Origin of the sequence: Mycobacterium timonense (assembly GCF_025821985.1) — a bacterium.
Lineage (GTDB): Bacteria > Actinomycetota > Actinomycetes > Mycobacteriales > Mycobacteriaceae > Mycobacterium > Mycobacterium avium.
In genome coordinates, this window is record NZ_JACKSY010000104.1 from 663,768 (window position 1) to 684,393 (window position 20,626).

A 20,626-nucleotide genomic window follows, 5' to 3' on the forward strand; every position below is an offset into this window, starting at 1 on the left:
GGTTACTTGACGCAGGGGACGCTGGTGGCCGTCATCTGGCTGAGGTCGGTCGGCGCGGGGGCGTGATCGCCGGTGCCGGTGGCGGACACCGTGCTCACCTGTCCCGACCCCGAGGCGCCGGGATGGGCGAGGTAGTCGGCGGCCGGGAACGCGGTGCCGACGGTCAGCCGCACGGTGCCGGGCGCGACCGCGCTCTGCGCGGTGGCCGGCAGGTGCAGTTGGTCGGCCAGCAGCCGCGCGGCCGCCTCGGCGCCGGGGCCGTATTCGATGCTGCTGTCCTCGGCCTGGGTGGGGGCGGTCGTGGCGCTGCCCCGGGTGAAGCCTCGGCCGGCCAGGGCCTCCTCGAGGGCGGCGGCCAGCCCGTCGTGTGTGGTGGCGTTGACGACGTCGAGGACCGCGGGCTCGGCGGGGGCGGCCGGTGGCTGGGAGCCCGGGACCGCCGCGTCCAGCGCGGCCGGCGCGTCGGACATGAAGCGTTCGTTGACGATCCGCCGGATCGCGGGAAGGTCGACCAGGTTGATGTCGGAGCCGTTGGGGTCCTTGCCGAAGCCCGAGATCGGCAGGGTGTACAGCGACAGCGGCCGCCCGGCCAGTTGCGAGGCCCGCGCGGCGAACTGCATCAGGTCCAGCCCGGCGTCGACGGCGACGTTGTCCCGGGCGACCTGCAGCAGCTTGCGCAACCCGCTCACACTGGACAGCGCGCCGCCGCTGCGCGCCGCCTCGACCAGCGACACCAGGAACGCCTGCTGGCGGCGGGTCCGGTCGAAATCGGTGAAGGAGCCGTCGTTTTCGTCGCGCCGCTGCCGCACGAAGGCCATCGCCTCGGCCGCGTCGATGCGCTGCACGCCCTGGTGGAAGTCCGCCCCCGAATAGCTGTCCCGGGTGTCGCCGGCCAGGCACACCGTGATCGGCTCGACCGCCTTGGCGATCTGGAAGAAGGCGCCCAGGGTGACCTCGACGAAGTGGTCGACCGAGATGCCCAGAAAGTCGGTGACGGCGCCGATCTCGGCCTTGCGGCCGGCCTCGCGGGCGGTCTGCTCGCGAGCGGCCAGGTCGGTGGCCCCGGCGCCGGAATTCCCGGCGGCCTGCGCATTCAGCGACTGCTGATAGGCCAGCCCGTAGGCCTGTTTGATCTTGCCGGCACACACCGATCCCGGGCAGCCCGGCAACTCGGCGTAGTCGTCGCGCGGGATCGACACCGCGGTGACGGGCCCGTCACCGTCCGAAAGATGAACGACGATAAGGACATTGGCGTTGTAGCCGCCGGAGCTTTCGTCGCCGGCGTGCAGCGCGTCGTAGATTTCCGGCGGCAGCGGCCGGCCGTTCTGGTCCAACCGGCTGTCCAGGCCCATCAGCAGGATGTTCTGGTTGTCGCCGAGCGACATCGCCCCGTTGGGCAGGGCATGCGAGATGATGATCCGGCCCAGCGCGGTGTGATAGCCGGTCCAGCCGACACCGGTGACGGCCATGACGAACGCCGACGCGACGCTGGCGACGAGCCGGCCCTTCAACAGCACCCAGCGGCGCGGGTGACCGGTTCCAGCGCTGCCCATAATGGCTGACCATTGTTCCCGATGACCAGGTCAAATCCCGGTAACCGGGGCCGCGCGCCAGCCGGGAATGCCCCTTAGCGGCGCTCGGCGACGACGAAGTCGGAGAAGGCGTCCTTGTCGTCGGCCAGCGGGACGTTCTCGATCCAGCGACCGAGCCGGCGCATCGCGGCCGTCGAGTGCTCGGCCGTGGCGCGCCAGCCGTGCGCGTTGAGCCACTCGGTGACGTCGGCGCGGTGATCGTCGCGGTACATCAGCTCGCCGACGTCGACGGTCTGCTCGAAGCCGATCTCGTCGGCCACCTTCTTGAACCGTTCCCGCATCTGCTGGCGCCGCTCGTCGGCGTGGTTGGGCGCGGTTTCGGCGGCCACCCGGCTGCCGGCCGGGCTGAGCTCGCCGATCAGGGTGAACAGCCGGTCCTGCGCCTCGGCGGGCAGGTACATCAGCAGCCCTTCGGCCAGCCAGGCGGTGCGCTGGGTGGGGTCGAAGCCGGCCGCACGCAGCGCGGCCGGCCAGTCCTGGCGCAGATCGACGGCGACCTCGCGGCGATCGGCGGACGGCGTCACCCCGTTCTCGGCGAGGGTGGTGGATTTGTAGGCCAGCACCTGCGGCTGATCGATCTCGTAGACGGTGGTGCCGGCCGGCCAGTCGAGCCGGTACGCCCGGGAGTCCAGTCCCGAGGCCAGGATCACGATCTGCCGGATCCCGGCGGCGACGGCGTCGGCGAAGTAGGTGTCGAAGAAGTGCGTCCGCACCGCCTGGTAGCCGCGCATGTGGTGCAGGTGCGCCGCCGATTCCTCGTCCAGGGCCTCCACCCGGGCGGCGATGTCGGGGTCGAGCATGGCCTCCCACAGCACGCCGGCGCCGGAGTTGGTGACCAGCAGCTTGGCGTACGGGTCGCGGATCAGCGGGTCGGGCTGCTCGGTCTCGACGGCGCGGGCGGCGGCCACCATCACCGCGGTGGTGCCGACACTGCTCTTGATGTCCCAGGTGTCGTCGTGGGTGCGCAGTGAGCTCATGGCGTTTGCTCCTTGGAATCCTCGGGGGAAGTCAGCCGGTGGACCCGCCGAGGTGGGCGCGCAGCAACGTGCTGCGGACCGCCTCGTCGGACAGGTCCTCGGGTACCGGGCGGCCCAGCCGGGCCATCTCGTCGCGGTTGTCGACGCTGTGCACCCGCCAGCCGTGCCCGGTCAGCCAGGCGGCGGCATCCGAGCGGTCCGGCTCGTGGTAGGTCAGCGCGGCGACGTTGACGTCCAGGCCCAGCCGCCCGCGCATCCGCAGCCAGCGCTGCGCGTTGCTGCGCGAGTTCATGCCGAACACCTCGACGGCGACCTGGCTGCCGGCGGCGCTGAGCGCGGTGACCATCTCGAACAGCCGGTCCTGGGCGTCGCTCGGCAGGTAGGGCAGCAGTCCTTCGGCCAGCCAGGCGGTGGGCCGGGCGGCCTGGAAGCCGGCGGCGGTCAGGGCCGCGGGCCAGTCGTCACGCAGGTCGACTGGGACGGGACGCCGGACGGCGGCGGGGGTGGCGCCGTGCCGCTGCAGGGTCTCGGTCTTGTACTCCAGCACCTTGGGCTGGTCGATCTCGTAGACGGTGGTGCCGCCGGGCCAGTTCAGTCGGTAGGCCCGCGAGTCCAGCCCGGCGGCCAGGATCACCACCTGCCGGATCCCGGCGCGCAGCGCGCCGTCGAAGTACTCGTCGAAGTAGTGGGTGCGCACGGCCTGGTAGTCGATGCCGACGCGGTGCGCGCGTTTGCCGTGCGGATCGTCGTCGAGCCAGGACAGCTCCGGGTCGGCCAGCCGCGCCCAGGCCGGCCCGGCGGACGACACCAGCAGGCCGGCGAATTCGTCGCGGATCAGCGGATCGGGACCGGCGGTCTCCGCCGCACGCGCCGCGGCGACGCCCAACGCGGTGGCGCCGACGAGTTCGGTGATGGTCCAGCTGTCGCCGGCGGTCCGGACGGACGGCGGCAGCGAGGAGTCCAGATCAGTCATGTCCGGACCATGCTACCGGGATAAGTTAGTTAGCCTATACGCTTTGTGCGCAACTTCACTGCGCGCCCGTCCGCGCTTAGGACCCGGGACGCCACAGCGCGCCTTCCAGCAGCTGTCGCAGCATGCCGGTGACGGCCAGCATCTCCTGATAGGTCTCGACGTAGCCCGCGTACAGCCCCACCCCGCACATCACCACGAGCAGGGTCTCCACCAAGGCCGACGCGTCGATGTCGGCCGCGACCTCGCCGTGCTCGATCGCGTCGTTGACCACGCGGATCAAGAATTCGCGGGCAATGCGCACGGAATCGTTTTCCGCTGTGTTCCATTCGGGGTGCCGCTGCGATTCCAGGACGCCGCCGATAATGAATGCGGAACCCGCCGGATTCTCGGCATTGGCTTTCACCGCCGCGGAGATGAATGCCGTGAGCCGCCCCACCAGCGTGGTTTCGCGGTCTGCCTCTTTTATCCCGACCCCGATGACGAATTCATTCGTCTCGTCCATCACTTCCTGATACAGCGCCGGCTTGCTCGAGAAGTAGTGATTGATCGCCGGCCGGGTCAAATCGGCGCGCGCCGCGATGGCCTGGAAGGTCGCGCCGTCATAACCGCGTTCGCTGAAAACCAGGCGAGCGGCCTGAATGATGCGTTGCCGGGTTTCATCGGCTTTGGCCGCAGGCGGACGCCCTGGCCTGCGATTCCCCCGTGGAAGCATTCTCAGAGTGTGCCATCGCGGCGGTGCGGCATTAGCGCGTTTGGCGGAATGCTGCCAAACTTTCCGGCCTGGTAGTCCTGCAGCGCCTCGATCAATTCCGTGCGCGTGTTCATCACGAAAGGCCCGTAGTGGAATACCGGCTCGCGAATGGGCCGCCCGCCGAGCAGCAGCACATCAATGGCGCCGCGATCCGGCCCCGAATCCTGGACCTCGCGCGCGCCGACGGTGATCCGGTCACCCGGCCCCAGCACGGCCAACTGCCCCTGACGAATCGGGTGCGCGACCGGGCCGACGTAGCCGTCGCCGGACAGCACGTACACCAGCGCGTTGAAATCGCGCCGCCACGGAAGGTTGAGCCGCGCGCCGTTCGCGATCGTCGCGTGCGCCAGCGTGATCGGCGTGTGGGTGACGCCCGGGCCGTGGTGCCCGTCGACCTCGCCGGCGATGATGCGCAGCAGCGCGCCGCCGTCGTCGGAGGCCAGTAACGCGACGTCGCCGCCTTCGATGGCCTGGTAGCGGGGCGGGGTGAACTTGTCCTTGCGGGGCAGGTTCACCCACAGCTGGATGCCGTGGAACAGCCCACCGCTGTCGACAAGTTCGGCCGGGGGCGTCTCGATGTGCAAGATGCCCGACCCGGCGGTCATCCACTGGGTGGCGCCGTCGGTGATCAGGCCCCCGCCCCCGTGCGAGTCCTGGTGGGCGAACTTCCCGTCGAGCAGATAGGTCACGGTTTCGAAGCCGCGGTGCGGGTGCCAGTCGGTGCCCCGGGGCTCGCCGGGCTGATAGTCGACCTCACCCAGCTGGTCCATGTGCACGAACGGGTCCAGGGCGGCGGTGCTGACCCCGGCGAAGGCGCGCACCACCGGGAACCCTTCGCCCTCGTAGCCCCGCGGGCCGGTGGTGATGGATCGCACCGGGCGTTCGGTGTCGGCGGGGCCGGGGCCACCGACCCGCGGCAAGGTGAGCGTGTTGGCCGTGACTGCAGGCATTTGGCCTCCTCGATGTTGCGGACTACCCGGTATAACCGGACTACGGTCCACTTATTCCTGAGGGGCCGGACGCGCGATCGCCCCGGCGCTGTGCCGGGGCGATCCGTCGTTCGCTGCGGGGTGGGTCAGGATTTGCCGCGCGCGCTCTGCGCGGCGGCGCGTTCGGTGCTTTTGCCCTTGTGCGCCAACTGCCCGCCGGCGCTTTCCAGGTGTGCCCGGACGAACCATTGGAACTTCTCGAGCTGCGCCGCCTGCCCGATCAACAGGTCCTGGGTCACCTGGTCGAGTTCGTCCGTCTCGTCGATGTATTGGCGGATGTCTTCGATCACCCCGTTGTAGACGAGATCGAGGGCGGCCAAGTGCGCCTGGACGGTGTCGCGGCCCACCGAGTAGTCGTCCCACGACCGGTCCTTGATGATGGCTCCGGGCGTGCCCTGCGGCGAAGCACCAAGCGCCGCAATGCGTTCCGCGACGTCGTCGGCGAAACCGCGGACCGCCTCGACTTGCGGGTCGATCATCTCGTGCACGCCGATGAAGTTGGGGCCCACCACGTTCCAGTGAATGTGCTTGAGCGTCAGGTGAAGATCGTTGTAGGTGCTCAGTTGCTTTTGCAGCAGTTCGGTGAGCCGCGCCGCCTGCTTGTCGGTCAATCCCGGAATTGTGAACTCACTCATCGCTTGTTCCTGGCTTCCTTCCCTCGGTTCGCACTCGGTCACTTGGGCTGTCGAGTACCCGATGCCAAGGTGCGAAAAACGCCGCGAATCAAAGCGAGTGGATTTGCTGGACCGGAAGCCGCGGCCCCCGCCGGGGTTCACGAGCCAGCCCGCTGGCTTCGAGCAACCGGACCACCCGCTGGCGATGCGGCCGCATCGGCTCCAGCAATTCGAGCATGCCAGCGTCGTCGACGGGACGGCCCAGCAGCGTCCAGCCGACCATCTTGGGAATGTGGTAGTCGCCCACCGACACGGCGTCGGCGTCGCCGAAGGCCCGTTGCGCCGTCTCGGCGGCGGTCCACTCCCCCACCCCCGGCAGCGACGTCAACGCCGCGCGCGCCTGCGCGGCCGGCCGCGACACCAGCCGTTCCAGCGAGGCGGCGCGCCGCGCACAGGTCACCACCGTCTGCGCCCGCCGCGGGTCGACGTTGGCGCGGTGGAACTCCCACGACGGGATGCTGCGCCACGCCTGCGCCGAGGGCGGGACCATCATCCGCTCCGGCGCCGGTCCCGGCGCCGGCGTGCCGTACTTCGACACCAGCACCCGCCAGGAGCGGAACGCGTCCGCGCCCGGCACCCGCTGCTCGATGATCGCCGGGATCAGCGCTTCGAGCACCAGCCCGGTGCGGCCCAGCCGCAGGTGCGGGACGCGCCGCTGCGCGGCGGCGACCGTCGGATGCCGCGGCACGAAGTCCGAGGCGTCGTCCTCGCTGCCCAGCATCGCGGGCAGCATGTCGACGAACTGCGCCGCGCCGGCTCCCCACGCCACACACTGCACGGCGTTGGTCCCCGCGCGGCTGATCCGGGCGGTGACCGGGCCGGTGGGCAGCAGGCTGGTCCGCCAGATGGAGCCGTCGCCCGGGGCCAGGAAGCAGGGATCGCCCAGGCCGCGGCGGAGGGGCGCCAGGGTGTGCCCGAAGCTGACCGCTCCGGGAAACACCACGGTGCGCGCGCTGCTCTTCACCCGATGCTCTCCGATTTGCCCTGATTGACCGTGAACTGCGTGCCACGTCAATATTGCGGTGTGATGACGCCGTTCGATGATCCTCAGGGCGAACTGGCCTGGATGTTCTTACAGAGCACCACCGAGGGCGGCGATCTGGACGAGGGCTTCGCGCTGCTCAGCGACGACTTCAGCTACTGGACGCTCTACACCCGCGCGGCTTGCGACAAGGACACCTTGCGGCGGGCGATCGAGCGGCGCAAACAAGACCTGGAGCTGACCATCGACCTAGTGCGCTGTGTCAACGAGGGCGAGACGGTCGTGGTGGAGGCGCAGGCCGCCGGAACCACCTCCGCGGGCGTCGAGTACGACAGCCCGTTCGTGTGCATTTTCGACACCCGCGACGGGCTGATCGTGTCGATGCGCGTGTACAGCGACACCCGGGCGGTGGATAACGCGATGCCCGGATGGATCGGCTACTGAGCTCAGTCGGTCGAGATGCTGATCTCAGCCTTGTCGGGGTAGAACGCGGCGTGCCCGGCGATCGCCGCCACGGCGGGGTAGGGCTGCTCGTAGGTCCAGATCACGTCGTCGACGGTGTCGCCTGCCGAGGTGGTCACGCTGTAGTAGCTGGCCTCGCCCTTGAACGGGCAGTAGGTGCTGGTGTCGGTGCGGGTGAGCCGGTCCTGCGCCACGTCGGTGAACGGAATGTATTGCACCGCAGGCAATGTTGCTTCACGCAATTCCAGTGCGGCGGTGCTGTCGGCGATCAGCTCGCCGTTGACACGTACCTGCACCCGGCCCCGCGTCGGCTCGATGGTGATCGGGTGTCCCGCACTGGGCTCTTTGATTTCCGGGTGGGCCATGGTGGTTCCTCCTCAAGACGCCGGTGAGATGTGCAACGCCCATCCGCGCTTAACCCTTCCCGGTCAGCCGAACGCGCAGCGGTGGTATTGCGCCATGTTCGCCACCGCGGGCACAAGCGTCCGGTGAGCTGCAGTTCGACGTGTTCAATGGGCCCCGATACCGCCCGAGGCTAGTCGCCCGCGATGGGCCGCGGCGCATCCTGAACGGTGATCGGCGTGGTGTTCAGCGAGGAGTTGCGCTCTTACCCTTGGCATTTCGCATCGAGGCCCAGAACCGCGCCGCCTCGCGAATGGACTCCTCGACCGGGCGCGGCTGCCAACCGAGTTCGCGGACGGCCTTGCTGTGGTCGACGGGCGCCTCGGCGCGCATCATTCGCACCGAGGCGAGGCTGAGTTCGGCGTCCTTGCCGGTGAGCCGGGCGCGCAGATCGCCCAGTGCGCCAAGGGCATACAGCGTCGGGACGGAGATCGAGCGCCGCGGGGGCGGCACCCCGGCTTCGTCGGCGGCGATCCGCACCACCTCTTTGAGCGCGATCATCCGCTCGGAGATCAGGTACCGCTCGCCGACACGGCCGCGGTCGGCGGCCAGGACCATGGCCTTCGCGGCGTCGGTGACGCCGACGACTTCCAGCTGGATGCCCTCCATGGTGAACGGCAACTTGCCGAACACGGCCCCGGCGATGAAGGCGCCGTGCGGGGTGCGGCCCCAGTCGCCGCTGCCGTAGGTGGTCGACACGCACATCGCGACCGCGGGCAGCCCGGCCTCGGCCACATAGCGCATCACCAGGTTTTCGGCCTGCACGCGGGATTTGACGTAGTCGGACAGCCCGCGGGTGCCGATGACGTCGTCCTCGGTCGCCACGTGCCCGCGCCGTCGCCCGACCGTCGCGTAGGTGCTGGTGAAGATGAACTTGCGCAGCTCAGGTTGGGTTACGGCCACATCCAGAACGTTGCGCAGCCCTTCGACATTGGTGCGAAACAGCGGCGAGGTGTCGCGCAACCAGGCGCGGGTGTCGACCACGCAGTAGTAGACGTCGTCGACGCCGTCCATCGCCTCGGACAGCACCGCGGTGTCGAACACGTCGCCATGGAAGCGGGTCAGCGAAAGGTCGTCGATACCACGGGTATTGGCGCCGGCGCGCACCATCGCGCGGACCTGCGCCCCGTCGGCGACGAGCTGGCGGGTCACGTGCGAACCCAGAAAACCGTTGGCGCCGATGACCAGTTTGGGTTTGCCGCTCACTGCGCGCCCCCGTTCTGCCGCATCCACTGCGCGGCCGCGTCGTCGAGGGTGCCCAGCGTCTGCGCCTTGCGGCACCACTTCATCGCGGCGCGCAGGAAGCGCAACGGGTTGTAGACATCCTCCTGCCGCGACCACAGTCCGTCGCCGGCGTAGGTGATGATCGAGATGTTGGTCGCGGTGATGACGCTGCCGTCGCCGGGGTCTTTCATGGGGTTGTCGAGTTCGCAGATGATCCGGCCGCGCTCCTCGTCGACCACCGACCACAGCGACGGGAACGCGACCATGTGGCTGCCGGGATAGGTCGTCATGGTCCGCTTGATCCACTGGCGCACCTCGTCGCGGCCGTGCATGGTGCCGGCCGCGTGCTCGACGTACTCCACGTCGGGGGTGTAGTGCTCGACCCAGGCATCCCAGTCGTGCGATTGGGCCGCGGCATCGACCGTCGCTTCGAATTTCGCGAAGGCATCGACGAGCTCACTACGGGAGAATTGCGGGCTGCTCACGCCAAAACTAGAACACGTTCTACCGCAGTTTGTCGAGAGCTTTGCCTCGCGGGTGTATTCGATGGCCAACGTCAGGATAATCGGAGGGGGACTGCGGCCATTCGGCGAGAGCGAAACGAGGCGATGACATGACGAACACGCAGAAAGCGATTCTGGCCGGCGGGTGCTTCTGGGGGATGCAAGAACTCATCCGCAAGCAACCCGGCGTGGTGTCCACCCGGGTCGGCTACACCGGCGGTGACGTCCCCAACGCGACCTACCGCAACCACGGCACCCACGCCGAGGCCGTCGAGATCATCTACGACCCGGCGGTAACCGACTACCGGCAGATCCTGGAGTTCTTCTTCCAGATCCACGATCCGACAACGAAAGACCGGCAGGGCAACGACCGCGGACCCAGCTACCGCTCGGCGATCTTCTACACCGACGACGAGCAGAAGCGGATCGCGCTGGACACCATCGCCGATGTGGAGGCCTCCGGTTTATGGCCCGGCAAGGTGGTGACCGAGGTCAGCCCGGCCGGCGACTTCTGGGAAGCCGAGCCCGAGCACCAGGATTACCTGCAGCGCTACCCCAACGGGTACACCTGCCACTACATCCGCCCGGGCTGGAAACTGCCGCGCCGGGCTACCTCCGGTAGCTGAACCGCGCCCGGCTCAGCGCCGGTGCACCACGATCCGACCGCCGTGTTTGGGGGTGAAGGCCACGCCGCGGCAGTGCCAGGGCTCGTCCGGTGCGTCGGTGGTTTCAATGGTGAAGTGGCGCAACACCGTTCGTAGCACCACGTCCATCTCCATGTTCGCGAACGCCGCCCCGACGCACCGGCGCGTCCCGCCACCGAACGGGATCCAGGACAGCGCCGACGGCTTGTTGTCGATGAAGCGTTGCGGGTCGAACCGCCGGGGGTCGGGGAACACATCGGGGTTGTCGTGGATCTGCGCGATGCCGACGATGATCGAATAGCCGCGCGGGATCACCCATTCGCCGAGCCGGTACACGTCGGGATAGACGTGGCGGCCGGCGAAATCGATGACGGTCCTTGCCCGTTGCACCTCCAGGATCGCCGCCTGGCGCAGCTCGTTGCCGCCGTTGTCGGCCTCCTCGACCAGCCTCGCCAACAGCTCGGGGTGCCGGCTGATCCGCTCGAACGCCCACGCCAGCGTCGACGCCGTGGTCTCGTGCCCGGCGGCCAGCAGGGTCAACAGCTCGTCGCCGATCTCCTTGTGCGACATGGCCGCACCGTCGTCGTAGGTGCTGCGCAGCAGCAGCGCCAGCACGTCGGTCCGCTCGGCGAAGTTCGGGTCGGCCCGCTCCGCGGCGATCAGCCTCTCGATGACGCCGTCGTATTGGCGGCGCCACCTGTCCAGTTGACCCCACGGGCCGAACCGCGGGTAGCGCTGCGGCTTCGGCAGCGCCGCAAGCCGTGAACCCAGGGTGACCCAGGGCGGGATGAGCCGGCGCAGCTCGTCGAGCTCGGCGCCCTCGGCCCCGAAGACCGCGCGCAGGATCGCGTTGAGCGTGATCCGCATCATCGGCGGCAACGTCGGGAATGACTCGCCCTCCGGCCAGCCGGCCGTCTCGCGCAGCGTCTCCTCTTCGATGATGCTCTCGTAGTTCTTCATGCTCTTGCCGTGAAACGGCGGCGCCAGCAGCCGTCGCCGCCGGCGGTGGTCGTCGCCCTCGAGCCCGAACACCGAGCCGGAGCCGAACAGCCTGCTCAAATTGGGCTGGATGTTGCCCAGTTCGTCCGGGCTGGTGGTGAAGATCTGCTTGGCGAGCTGGGGATCGCTGACCATGACGACGGGCCCCCACATCGGCAGGCGCAGCGTGAAGACGTTGCCGTAACGGCGGGAAAGCCGTCGCATCATGGTTCGGCGCGACACGGCAAACCCGATGCCCTGCAACAGTTTCGGGCCTCGGACCGCGGGAGGCAGATGGACCGCGGCCGGCGGGGCGGTGGCTACTTCGCTCATGCATTGCTCCCAACATCTGCCCCGGGCCGGGGTTGGTACCGCGATGTACCACAGACCTTTCGAAGTACGGTACTCTGCAGTACCAAAGCTGACAAGATGCGTTTCGAACCGAGAGGGGGCGCCGGCCGTGACCTCAGCAATGACCGCAACGGATGGCGAGCCCGATCTCGGCGAGATCGATCCATTTCGGCTCCGATTGCTCGACGGTCTGGCCACCTCGATCGGCGAGCGCGGCTACCGCGCCAGCACCGTCGCCGACGTCGTCCGCTGCGCACGGACCTCCAAGCGCACCTTCTACGACCACTTCGCCGGCAAGGAAGAGTGCTTTCTCGAGCTGCTGGCGGTCGACATCGAGAAATTGGGGGCCAAGATCGCGGCCTCGGTCGATCCCGAGGCGGATTGGCGCGTGCAGATCCGCCAGGCGGTCGAGGCCTACGTGGGATACATCGAGGCGCGTCCGGCCATCACGTTGAGCTGGATCCGCGAGCTGCCCTCGCTGGGTGCGGCCGCGCGCCCGGTGCAGCGCCGCGGGCTGCAGTTGCTGACCAGCCTGCTGATCGACCTGAGCGCCAGTCCCGGATTCCGCCGCGCGCAGCTTCCTCCGCTGACCGCGCCGCTGGCCGTAATCCTGCTCGGCGGGCTGCGGGAGCTGACCGCACTTGCGGTCGAAGACGGAAAACCGGTCCGAGGAATCGTGGAACCGGCCGTGGATGCGTCCGTAGCTCTGCTTGGCCCCCGGCACTAGGCCCGTCCGCTCGCGTAAGTGGAAGTCTCCCAAGCCATTCCGGGCCGAGCCGGGTAGGGCTACGCTCACCGCAGATCCCGACCGTTGCGACATGGAGGTTCTTGCGATGCGGCTCTCGACCCGAAACCAGCTCAGGGGGACCATCACCGAGGTCGAACTCGGCACCGTGATGGCCGTGGTGAAGGTGACGCTGGACGGCGGCGACCAGGTCGTCACGTCGTCGGTCACCAGGGATGCCGCGACCGACCTCGGCCTCGAGGTCGGTAAGCCGGCGACCGTGTTCATCAAATCGACCGAGGTCACCATCGGCGTCGACTAGGGCGCGCGGCGCGTACCGCCCGGCACGCCACGACACTTACACCACGCACACGACACGCCGAAAACCGGCGCCGCAGTTTAAGTTTCGCGGCGCAGGAAGGCCCGCACCCGGTCCAGCACCAGATCGGGCCGCTGGTCGACGATCCAATGCCCGACGCCGTCGACCAGCTCCAGCTGAAAGTCATCGATCCGCTCGGCGTATCCGTCCAACAGGTCCGGGGTAAGCACCGGGTCCTCGGTGCCCGACAGCCAGCGCACCGGAACGTGCACGCGGGCGCCGTCGTACTCCCCGCGCATCCAGCTCAGCATCTCCCTGGTCTGAAACGACCGATACCACCGCGAGCCCGCCTCGGCGTGCCCCGGTTGGCGCATGCACTCGAGGTAGAGGCGGACGTCCTCCTCGGGCAGCGTGTAGCCGCCGCCGACCCAGGACCCCAGCAGCCGCACGAACCGGGAATCCGGGGTGCTGATCACCCGGGGGCCGATGACCGGCAACGAGATCGGGATCTGATACCAGAACCGCCACACATTGCGGATCGTCGACAGCGAGCGCTTCACGAACGGCGCCGAGGTGTTCACCCCGAAGAAGCCGGTCACCTTTTCCGGGTGGCGCAGCATCATGATGAACGCGACCGGTCCGCCCCAGTCGTGGGCCACCAGGTCGACCGACCGGACGCCCAGGCGATCGAGCACCCCGGCCAGGTCGTCGGCCATCTCGTCCTTGCGGTAACTCGACCGCGGCGCCGAGCTCCACCCGGCGCCGCGCAGGTCCGGGCACAGCACCCGGTAGCCGTCGGCGGCCAGCGGCCCGATCAACGCGCGCCATTCCCACCAGTTCTGCGGGAAGCCGTGTACCAGCATCACCGCCGGGCCGCTCGCCGGACCCGCGTCCGCGACATGGATCGTCACGTCGTCTCCGAGATCCACGTAGCGGTGTTCGACGCCGTCCAGCTCGGGCATGGTGACCATGTGTTGAGAAGGTAGCCGCCGGCGCGGGATTAGGCCAGGAACCGCTCGACGTAGGGGGCGAAACGCTCGCGCAGGCTGTCCTCGTCCAACCCGAACATCTCGTAGGACGTTTCGACGTTGCCCAGCCGGCCGCGGCGGTGACCCGCCAGGTAGTCGGCGACGTCCGCGCGCGCGTCGTCGGTGAACGGCTCGCCCGCCAGGGCGTACACCCGCTCGGCCACGCCGAGTTCGTCGGCCATGAAGTCGTCGAACCGGATGTCGATCGAACGGTCCGGACCAATGGTGTCGCGGTCGCGGACCAGCGCGGCCAGCATCTGCCCCAGGCGGTCGATCCAGGACTCGGCGATCTGGCGCACCGGCACCGGCGAGCGGTGCATGCGGGCTGAGTAGGTGATCATCGCGATCATCGACAGCGCCACCGGCACCGGGTCGCGGTGGGTGAACACCACGATGCTGTCCGGAAACACCCGATCGAGCACCGGCACCTGCTCTAGATGCTGGGGCGACTTGAGCAGCCAGCGCCGGCCGCAGCGCAGGAACTGCATCGCCCGCAGCTGGGTGGCCAGATATTCGTAGTGCGGCGTCTGATCGTGGGCCTGGTAGTAGGCGCGCCAGCGCGGCGCCTCGGCGAGCGTCTCCAGCAGCATGGTGGACACGTCGTTGGCCAGCAACTGGATCTCCTCGTGGACGTGATCGGTGGTCATCTCGTGCATCAGCGCGAAATGCGGCATCACCGTGTTGATCACCCCGACCGCGACGTCCATCCGGGTTCGCCGCGGATCCGGTTGCACGCCAACCTCATTGGGCATCGGAAACGGCTCCACGCTTTCCCAGTAGGGCATGGTGCGGAAGGTGGGTGGCGCGGCCAGCAGGTTGTGCAGGTGGGTGGTGCCGGTGCGGGGCAGCCCGGCGATCACCACCGGGGAGCGCAGTTCGATGTCGTGGATCTCGGGATGACGCTTGAGCAGGTCGGTCAGCAGCAGCCGGTTCTTGAGGATCTGCAGCAGCTGACCATAGAAGTTGACCGTCCCGGCGGCGTGCAGCCCGTCGATTTCGCGCAGCGCGGTCAGGTAGACCTCGAGGCGCTCCCGGTAGTCGTCGGGCCCGAAGTCGTGCAGGCCGGTGTCGGCGCTGGCCTGGGTGTGCAGCGCGTCGGCATCCAGCGGGCACTGCGGGGCCATCGCGGCCATCATGTCCAGGATCTGTCGGCCCTCGGCGCTGAACTGCGGCTCGGCCAGGTCTTCGAGGCGAACGGTCACGCCGACTTATGTTACTCTTAGTTTCGTAATGGTAGTGGATTTTGGCCGACCCCGTGATCCCCGGATCGATGCCGCGGTGCTGCGCGCGACGGTGGAGCTGCTGGCGGAGACGGGCTATCCCGGGCTGCTGGTCTCCGCCATCGCGCAGCGAGCCGGCACCAGCAAGCCCGCGATCTACCGCCGCTGGCCCAGCAAGGCGCACCTGGTGCACGAGGCGGTGTTCCCGGTCAGCGCCGACACCGCCATCCCCGACACCGGGTCGACGGCCGACGACCTGCGCGAGATGGTGCGCCGCACAATGGTTTTCCTCACCGCCCCGGCCGCCAAGGCCGCCCTGCCCGGGCTGATCGGCGAAATGGCCGCCGATCCGAGCCTGCATTCGGCGCTGCTGGAGCGGTTCGCCGGCGCCATCGGCGGCGGCCTGGCCGACTGGCTCGCCGCCGCCGCGGCGCGCGGCGAGGCACGGCCCGACGTCACCGCCGCCGAACTGGCCGAGACCATCGCGGGCGTCACCTTGGTGGCCCTGCTGACCCGCCCCAACGAGCTCGACGACGCGTGGGTCGATCGCACCACCAGGTTGCTCCTGAAAGGAATCAGCGCATGACGCACGAATCGACCACCGCATGGCGGGAATTGCTGGCCGCCCTGGGCGAGCTCGACCGCTCCTTCCTGGAGGGCGACCGCGCGGTCAGCGACGACCGGCACATCGCCGACGGCTACCGCATGCTCGCCACCACCCTGGGCGTGGCGTTCGACACCTACCTGTTCCCCGAGCCCGACCGGCCGCAGTTCGTCGCGGTGAACACGCCGTTTCGCCGCGACCGGCGCTGGGGCGGCGACAACACCGACGCCTACTACTTCATCTGCCCGGTGGATCCGAAGCGCCGGTACCGGATCAGCGGCAACAAGGGTGACAGCGTGTACTTTTCGGTGACCGCCTACAACGAACCGTCACTCGGGGCGTGGTCGGACCGGGTCGTCGCGATCGTCCGCGACAGCGACCTGGACGTCGACGCCGACGGCAACTTCTCCTTCGAATTTCCCCCGACACCCGATGCGGCGGTGCTGATGACCCGCGACTACCAGGCCGACCCGCTGACCGGGCGCCCGGTGACGTGGCGAATCGAGGCGCTCGATGAGCCCGCGCCGATCCGGCACGGCGACGCCGAGACCGCCGCCCGGCTGCGCGCGGTCGCGACCTGGCTGCGCACCATGTTCGCCATCGTCCCGCTGGCGGTCGGCAACCGGGTTGACGACCAGCACGCGCTCGGGCACGAAACCGCCCACGCCGCAAACGCATTCGCCGACCCCTACCAGGTGCCCGACGCCAACTTCGGCTGGTCGGCACGCGATGCCTGCTACTCCTACGGCAGTTTCGTGCTCGACGACGACGAGGCCCTGGTCATCACGCACCGGCCCCCGTCCTGCCGGTTCTGGAACATGGTGGTGTGGAACCAGTTCATGGCCACCTACGGCGCCGCGGAGGGCCCCGACGCCCGGTGCTCGATCAACGGCCACAGCGCCGTCGCCAACAGCGACGGCACAGTGACCATCGTGTTGTCCGGCGACCGCACGCCGCACCCGAATTCCGTTACCACGCTGGGCTATCCGCGCGGCAACCTGGCCTTCCGGTGGTTCCTGGCCGATGGCGTGCCCGCCCGGCCCGAGGTGGAACTCGTCAAGGCCGCCGACGCCCCGACGGCGGTGCGCTGAGCCATCCCGTTGCGCCGAGCGTGGGGGCTGTGTAGGCGAGACGTCCGCAATCCGTACATGGCCCCCACGCTCGGGAGTCGCTCAGGCGGCCACCGGCTCGCGGTCGGCGGGCTTGGCGGCGCCGGGGACCCACGCGTCCGGCAACGACAGCTTGACGATCTTGCGCACGACGGTGCCGAACTGACGCAGCAGCGGCCCGCGGTTGTACGCGACGCCGTAGCGTTGGCAGATCGCCTGTACCTCCGGCGCGATCTCGGCGTAGCGCCGGGCCGGCATGTCGGGGAACAGGTGGTGCTCGATCTGGTGCGACAGGTTGCCGGAGAGCAGATGAAACAGCTTGCCGCCGGTCAGGTTTGCCGAGCCGAGGATCTGGCGGAAGTACCACATGCCGCGCGACTCGTCCTGCGTCTCTTCGACGGTGAATTCCTGTGTGCCGTCCGGGAAGTGGCCGCAGAAGATGATCATGTATGACCACACGTTGCGGATCAGGTTGGCGGTGAGGTTGCCGGTGAACACGAACGGCGCGAAGGGCCCGGCCAGCAGCGGAAAGGCGACATAGTCCTTGAGCGTCTGGCGGCGGGTCTTCTGCCAGATTTCGCGCAGCACCTCGCGCTTGTCCGCCAACCGGATCTCTCCGGAGCGGATACGTTCGGTTTCCAGCTCGTGCAGCGCCACCCCGTACTGGAACAGCACCATCAACAGGAACGCGTAGAGCGGGTTGCCGAGGAAATACGGCTGCCACGGCTGGTCTTCGCTCATCCGCAGGATCCCGTACCCGATGTCGCGGTCCATGCCGACGATGTTGGTGTGGGTGTGGTGCATGTAGTTGTGCGAGTGCCGCCACTGGTCGGCCGGGCACGCGGTGTCCCATTCAAAGGACCGGCCGCTGATCGCCGGGTCGCGCATCCAGTCGTACTGGCCGTGCATGACGTTGTGGCCGATCTCCATGTTGTCCAAGATCTTCGACAGGCCCAGCATGGTGGTGCCCAGCAGCCATGCCGGGGGCAGGAAGAGCAGGGCGCGGCCACCGACTTCCAGCGCGCGCTGCGCCTTGATGACGCGGCGAATGTAGTCGGCATCCTTTTCGCCGAGGTCGGCCATCACCCGTTCCTTGAGGGCGTCGAGCTCACGGCCGAATTCCTCGGCCTGTTCGGGGGTCAGGGTTATCTTGTTGTGTGTCACGGTTTTTACTCCTCAGAGGGACAGGTCCACGTCACCGACCGGAACGGACACGCAGATCTGCACGTCCTCATCGGGAGCGGTCGAGACCGCACCGGTGACCAGGTTGCGCACGGTACCGGCGGTTTTGCGCCGCGTGCAGGTGTGACAGATGCCCATCCGGCACCCGTTTTGCGGGGACAGTCCGGCGGCCTCGGCCTGCTCCAGCAACGACCGCCCGTCGTCGACGACGTCGACGCCGCTGTCGGAGAACGTGACTCGTCCGCCGGACGGGTCGGCCGGCGCCTCGAGCACCGGCGGAGTGAAGCTTTCGGTGTAGACGTTGTCGCAGTGCTCTCGGACGGCATCGACCAAAGATGTTGGGCCGCAGACGAACACCGCATCCGGTGCGGGCATCGCGGCGGCCAGGTGATCGGGCCCGAAGCGCCCGGAAAGGTCGCCGCCCGCGGATCGGGTGTACCCGTGCAGCACCCGCACCGACGGCAGCGCGGCCAATTCGTCGCGGTAGCAGGCCTCGGCGGGGGTCGGCGCGTAGTGAATGAAGGCGATCTCGCCGCGATGCCGCTGGGAAACCAGGGTGCGCACCATCGCCATCACCGGGGTGATACCGCTGCCCCCGGAGACGAACAGGACGCGCCGCGGGCGCGGGTCCGGCAACACGAAATCGCCGCCGACGCCGGCCAGGCCGACCACCATGCCGCGTCGGGCGTGGTCGTACAGATGGTTCGAGACCAGCCCGCCGTCGTGCCGGCCGATGGTCAACTCGAGGGTGGCCGCGCCTTCGCGGTTGGCCGGCGAATAGCAGCGGGTGTGCCGGCGCCCGTCGATCTCCACGGTGAGGTTGACGTACTGGCCGGCTGTGACGGTATGGCTGGACAGGAAGGTGTCGTTGGGCTCCAGGGTGAGCGTGACGCTGCGCGGCGTGGTGCGGCGCACGTCGGTCACTTTGGCGCGGGCCTCGCCCAGCGTCCACGTCGGTGCCACCAGCTCGGTGTAACGATCGACGCCGTGCGGACCGGTCAGCAGGTCGAGCAGCTCCGAACCCAGCACCCGCTGCCGCACGGTCCGCGCGAGGACCCGGCCGGAAGCCTGAACGGTTTGAGTGAACATATGTACACCGTTGCTCCGCCCCGGCCGAGCAGTCAAGGATTTACTGCCCGTATGTGGTAGGGTTCACACAGTGAACAGCCGTACTCCTAGCTCACGGGTGCGCGGCTCCGGACGTGAGCGCTCCCGCGAAAGCCAGTCGCGGGAAGAGCGCAAGGAGGCGACCCGTCGCGCCATCATCGCCGCCGCCCTCAAGCTGCTGCAGGACCGCAGTTTCTCCAGCCTGAGCCTGCGCGAGGTGACCCGAGAGGTCGGGATCGTGCCGGCGGCGTTCTACCGGCACTTCGAGTCGATGGAATCCCTGGGCCTGGTGCTGATCGACGAGTCGTTCCGCAGCCTGCGCGACACCCTGCGCGACGCCCGGGCCGGCAAGCTCGACCCGAACCGGGTGATCGAGTCATCGGTGGAGATCCTGGTGGCCAGCGTCGCGGACCGGCGCGAGCATTGGCGGCTGATCGCCCGCGAGCGCAACAGCGGGCTGTCGGTGCTGCGCTACGCCATCCGCACCGAGATCCGGCTGATCACCTCCGAGCTGGCCACCGACCTGGCCCGGTTTCCCGGCCTGCACGAGTGGACCACCGAGGACCTCAACGTGCTGGCGACCCTGTTCGTCAACGCGATGATCGTCATCGCCGAGGCCATCGAGGATTCGCAGAGCGCCGAGGCGCGCGAGGACATCCGCCGGCTGGCCGTCAAGCAGTTGCGGATGATCGCCACCGGCATCGCCGGCTGGCGCAGCACGCCCTAGATCACGTCGGCTGCAGTAAACATGCGAGCACTGACTTACTCGTCGACGACGTCGTACAGCGAGTCGCCGTCCTCGGGGGTGCCGTCCACCTGGCCCCGGTGCGCGCGCCGCGGCAGGTCGTCCACCGGCTCGATGGCGTCGGGCACGTCGGGCTCCTCGGCGGCCAGCCGGTCGTCGAGGGACTCGCCCTCGCGTTCCTCCCCGGCCGTCACGCCGAATCGATCCGCCTCGCTCCAGCCCTCCGGGGGATCGACGACGATGTCGCCGTCGTCGTTGCGCACCTCGTCCGAGTCGGTACCTTCGCTCGCGTTCAGGGTGTCACCCGGGCCGCCCTCCTCGGGAAGGTCGGCGGGATCCACCAGTTCGTCGCCTCGAGGGTTATCGCTCATGCCGACACGGTTGCCCGCCGCCCGGGGTGGTTAAACGGCGCGGCCGGCGCGCGTCGCGCCACGGATCACCGGGGCGGCCGCCACATCGCCCACATGCTCGGACCGCCGTCCGGCAGGACGATCTCACGGGTGACGGTGAAGCCGAAACGCTGGTAGTACGGGACGTTTTCGGGTTTGGTCGACTCCAGGTAGGCAGGGCAGTGCTCGGCGTCGCAGCGGTCCAGCCGTGACCTCATCAGGGCCTGACCGAAGCCCTGACCGCGGACACCGGGATCGCTGCCGATCACGGCGAGATACCAGTGCGGCTCCTCGGGGTGCACGCTTTTCATCAGCTCCTGCACCGCACGGCCGCGCATCGAACGCAGCCCGAACACCCGCAGGTAGGTCGGCGTCATCGCCAGCTGCGCGCGCGGGGTCTCCCGCCATCGGTGGGGCGGGTCCCACAACGCCGCGGCGCCGATCCCGGCGTCCGCGCAGGCCACCTCGACGCCGCCGCCGGGCAGGTGGTGGTGGCGGGTCATCGTCGCGAACACCCGGGACAGCCGCGCGATGCGCTTGCGCCGATCGGGGAACAGCCAGACCATCACCGGGTCGTCGTAGAACGCGCGGGCCAGCGTGGCCGACAGTGCGCGGATGTCGGCCCCGTCGGCCGGGCGGACCTGCGGGGTCATCCATCCGAGGCTAGTGCGTACCCGGTGTGTGTGAGGCCGACGGT

Annotated in this window: 24 protein-coding genes; 7 read left to right on the top strand and 17 right to left on the bottom strand. The window is 68.8% G+C overall.

The genetic code is table 11. The features are described 5' to 3' along the window. Positions 1-2 precede the first annotated feature (2 nt). The 7 genes from H7I87_RS25670 to H7I87_RS25700 form a co-directional block, all read right to left on the bottom strand. Positions 3-1,553: an LCP family protein gene (locus H7I87_RS25670; RefSeq protein ID WP_033712353.1), complete on the bottom strand. Its 1,551-nt coding sequence runs from the start codon at positions 1,551-1,553 to the stop codon at positions 3-5. A gap of 74 nt (positions 1,554-1,627) precedes the next feature. After that, on the bottom strand, positions 1,628-2,560 hold the full coding sequence (locus tag H7I87_RS25675; protein ID WP_170925426.1) for a class I SAM-dependent methyltransferase: 933 nt from the start codon (positions 2,558-2,560) through the stop codon (positions 1,628-1,630). Positions 2,561-2,600: 40 nt separating this feature from the next. Beyond that, positions 2,601-3,542 carry a class I SAM-dependent methyltransferase gene (locus H7I87_RS25680; protein ID WP_033712352.1) on the bottom strand — a complete coding sequence of 314 codons (942 nt, stop codon included), beginning with the start codon at positions 3,540-3,542 and terminating at the stop codon, positions 2,601-2,603. 76 nt (positions 3,543-3,618) lie between these two features. Continuing rightward, positions 3,619-4,254, bottom strand: coding sequence for a TetR/AcrR family transcriptional regulator (locus H7I87_RS25685; RefSeq protein ID WP_033712351.1), 636 nt, complete (start codon positions 4,252-4,254; stop codon positions 3,619-3,621). 2 nt (positions 4,255-4,256) lie between these two features. Further along, complete coding sequence (locus H7I87_RS25690; protein WP_019732067.1) at positions 4,257-5,243, bottom strand: pirin family protein; 987 nt, start codon at positions 5,241-5,243, stop codon at positions 4,257-4,259. A gap of 125 nt (positions 5,244-5,368) precedes the next feature. Further along, complete coding sequence (locus H7I87_RS25695) at positions 5,369-5,917, bottom strand: Dps family protein (protein ID WP_003879065.1); 549 nt, start codon at positions 5,915-5,917, stop codon at positions 5,369-5,371. A gap of 88 nt (positions 5,918-6,005) precedes the next feature. Next, positions 6,006-6,920 carry a DNA-3-methyladenine glycosylase family protein gene (locus tag H7I87_RS25700; RefSeq protein WP_033712349.1) on the bottom strand — a complete coding sequence of 305 codons (915 nt, stop codon included), beginning with the start codon at positions 6,918-6,920 and terminating at the stop codon, positions 6,006-6,008. Between the two features lie 60 nt (positions 6,921-6,980). Here H7I87_RS25700 and H7I87_RS25705 point away from each other — a divergent pair, with 60 nt between their 5' ends. Then, entirely contained in the window at positions 6,981-7,382 is a 402-nt protein-coding gene (locus tag H7I87_RS25705; RefSeq protein ID WP_011726492.1) for a nuclear transport factor 2 family protein, read from the top strand. A gap of 2 nt (positions 7,383-7,384) precedes the next feature. On the opposite strand, the gene H7I87_RS25710 is transcribed toward H7I87_RS25705, so the two are convergent. The 3 genes from H7I87_RS25710 to H7I87_RS25720 all read right to left on the bottom strand — a co-directional run bounded on the left by H7I87_RS25710 (position 7,385) and on the right by H7I87_RS25720 (position 9,511). Continuing rightward, positions 7,385-7,765 carry a DUF427 domain-containing protein gene (locus H7I87_RS25710; RefSeq protein WP_023864822.1) on the bottom strand — a complete coding sequence of 127 codons (381 nt, stop codon included), beginning with the start codon at positions 7,763-7,765 and terminating at the stop codon, positions 7,385-7,387. A gap of 223 nt (positions 7,766-7,988) precedes the next feature. Beyond that, complete coding sequence (locus H7I87_RS25715; RefSeq protein ID WP_033712348.1) at positions 7,989-9,008, bottom strand: NAD-dependent epimerase/dehydratase family protein; 1,020 nt, start codon at positions 9,006-9,008, stop codon at positions 7,989-7,991. Beyond that, complete coding sequence (locus tag H7I87_RS25720) at positions 9,005-9,511, bottom strand: nuclear transport factor 2 family protein (protein WP_009979794.1); 507 nt, start codon at positions 9,509-9,511, stop codon at positions 9,005-9,007. The genes H7I87_RS25715 and H7I87_RS25720 overlap by 4 nt, the downstream gene beginning before the upstream one ends. A 128-nt stretch (positions 9,512-9,639) precedes the next feature. Here H7I87_RS25720 and msrA point away from each other — a divergent pair, with 128 nt between their 5' ends. Continuing rightward, a complete protein-coding gene (gene msrA / locus H7I87_RS25725) occupies positions 9,640-10,155 on the top strand; it encodes a peptide-methionine (S)-S-oxide reductase MsrA (protein WP_003874215.1) in 516 nt (171 codons plus the stop codon). A 12-nt stretch (positions 10,156-10,167) separates the two neighbouring features. Here msrA and H7I87_RS25730 read toward each other — a convergent pair whose 3' ends face one another. Next, positions 10,168-11,484: a cytochrome P450 gene (locus H7I87_RS25730; RefSeq protein ID WP_033712344.1), complete on the bottom strand. Its 1,317-nt coding sequence runs from the start codon at positions 11,482-11,484 to the stop codon at positions 10,168-10,170. 139 nt (positions 11,485-11,623) lie between these two features. Between H7I87_RS25730 and H7I87_RS25735 the strand changes: the two genes are divergently transcribed. After that, positions 11,624-12,229: a TetR/AcrR family transcriptional regulator gene (locus H7I87_RS25735; RefSeq protein WP_033712343.1), complete on the top strand. Its 606-nt coding sequence runs from the start codon at positions 11,624-11,626 to the stop codon at positions 12,227-12,229. A 106-nt stretch (positions 12,230-12,335) separates the two neighbouring features. Next, a complete protein-coding gene (locus H7I87_RS25740; RefSeq protein WP_003879062.1) occupies positions 12,336-12,548 on the top strand; it encodes a TOBE domain-containing protein in 213 nt (70 codons plus the stop codon). Positions 12,549-12,625: 77 nt separating this feature from the next. Here the strand turns inward: H7I87_RS25740 and H7I87_RS25745 are convergent, their stop codons facing one another. Next, positions 12,626-13,516: an alpha/beta fold hydrolase gene (locus tag H7I87_RS25745; protein WP_003874219.1), complete on the bottom strand. Its 891-nt coding sequence runs from the start codon at positions 13,514-13,516 to the stop codon at positions 12,626-12,628. Between the two features lie 29 nt (positions 13,517-13,545). After that, a complete protein-coding gene (locus H7I87_RS25750; protein ID WP_033712342.1) occupies positions 13,546-14,775 on the bottom strand; it encodes a sulfotransferase family protein in 1,230 nt (409 codons plus the stop codon). A gap of 28 nt (positions 14,776-14,803) precedes the next feature. Here H7I87_RS25750 and H7I87_RS25755 point away from each other — a divergent pair, with 28 nt between their 5' ends. Both H7I87_RS25755 and H7I87_RS25760 read left to right on the top strand, forming a co-directional pair. Beyond that, positions 14,804-15,379, top strand: a complete 576-nt coding sequence (locus H7I87_RS25755) for a TetR/AcrR family transcriptional regulator (protein ID WP_033712340.1) — start codon at positions 14,804-14,806, stop codon at positions 15,377-15,379. Then, positions 15,376-16,488, top strand: coding sequence for a DUF1214 domain-containing protein (locus H7I87_RS25760; protein ID WP_019733140.1), 1,113 nt, complete (start codon positions 15,376-15,378; stop codon positions 16,486-16,488). The genes H7I87_RS25755 and H7I87_RS25760 overlap by 4 nt, the downstream gene beginning before the upstream one ends. Before the next feature lie 81 nt (positions 16,489-16,569). Here the strand turns inward: H7I87_RS25760 and H7I87_RS25765 are convergent, their stop codons facing one another. Together H7I87_RS25765 and H7I87_RS25770 are read right to left on the bottom strand one after the other, a co-directional pair. Next, a complete protein-coding gene (locus H7I87_RS25765; RefSeq protein WP_019733141.1) occupies positions 16,570-17,670 on the bottom strand; it encodes a fatty acid desaturase family protein in 1,101 nt (366 codons plus the stop codon). 12 nt (positions 17,671-17,682) lie between these two features. Next, the gene (locus H7I87_RS25770; RefSeq protein ID WP_019733142.1) at positions 17,683-18,777 is read right to left on the bottom strand and encodes a ferredoxin reductase; all 1,095 of its coding nucleotides are present in this window, start codon (positions 18,775-18,777) and stop codon (positions 17,683-17,685) included. A 97-nt stretch (positions 18,778-18,874) separates the two neighbouring features. Here H7I87_RS25770 and H7I87_RS25775 point away from each other — a divergent pair, with 97 nt between their 5' ends. Continuing rightward, positions 18,875-19,522 (top strand): TetR family transcriptional regulator, encoded by a 648-nt coding sequence (locus tag H7I87_RS25775; RefSeq protein WP_011726501.1) that lies wholly within the window; start codon positions 18,875-18,877, stop codon positions 19,520-19,522. A 35-nt stretch (positions 19,523-19,557) separates the two neighbouring features. Here H7I87_RS25775 and H7I87_RS25780 read toward each other — a convergent pair whose 3' ends face one another. Together H7I87_RS25780 and H7I87_RS25785 are read right to left on the bottom strand one after the other, a co-directional pair. After that, complete coding sequence (locus H7I87_RS25780; RefSeq protein WP_010950010.1) at positions 19,558-19,911, bottom strand: hypothetical protein; 354 nt, start codon at positions 19,909-19,911, stop codon at positions 19,558-19,560. 65 nt (positions 19,912-19,976) lie between these two features. Then, entirely contained in the window at positions 19,977-20,582 is a 606-nt protein-coding gene (locus tag H7I87_RS25785; RefSeq protein WP_019733143.1) for a GNAT family N-acetyltransferase, read from the bottom strand. Positions 20,583-20,626 lie beyond the last annotated feature (44 nt).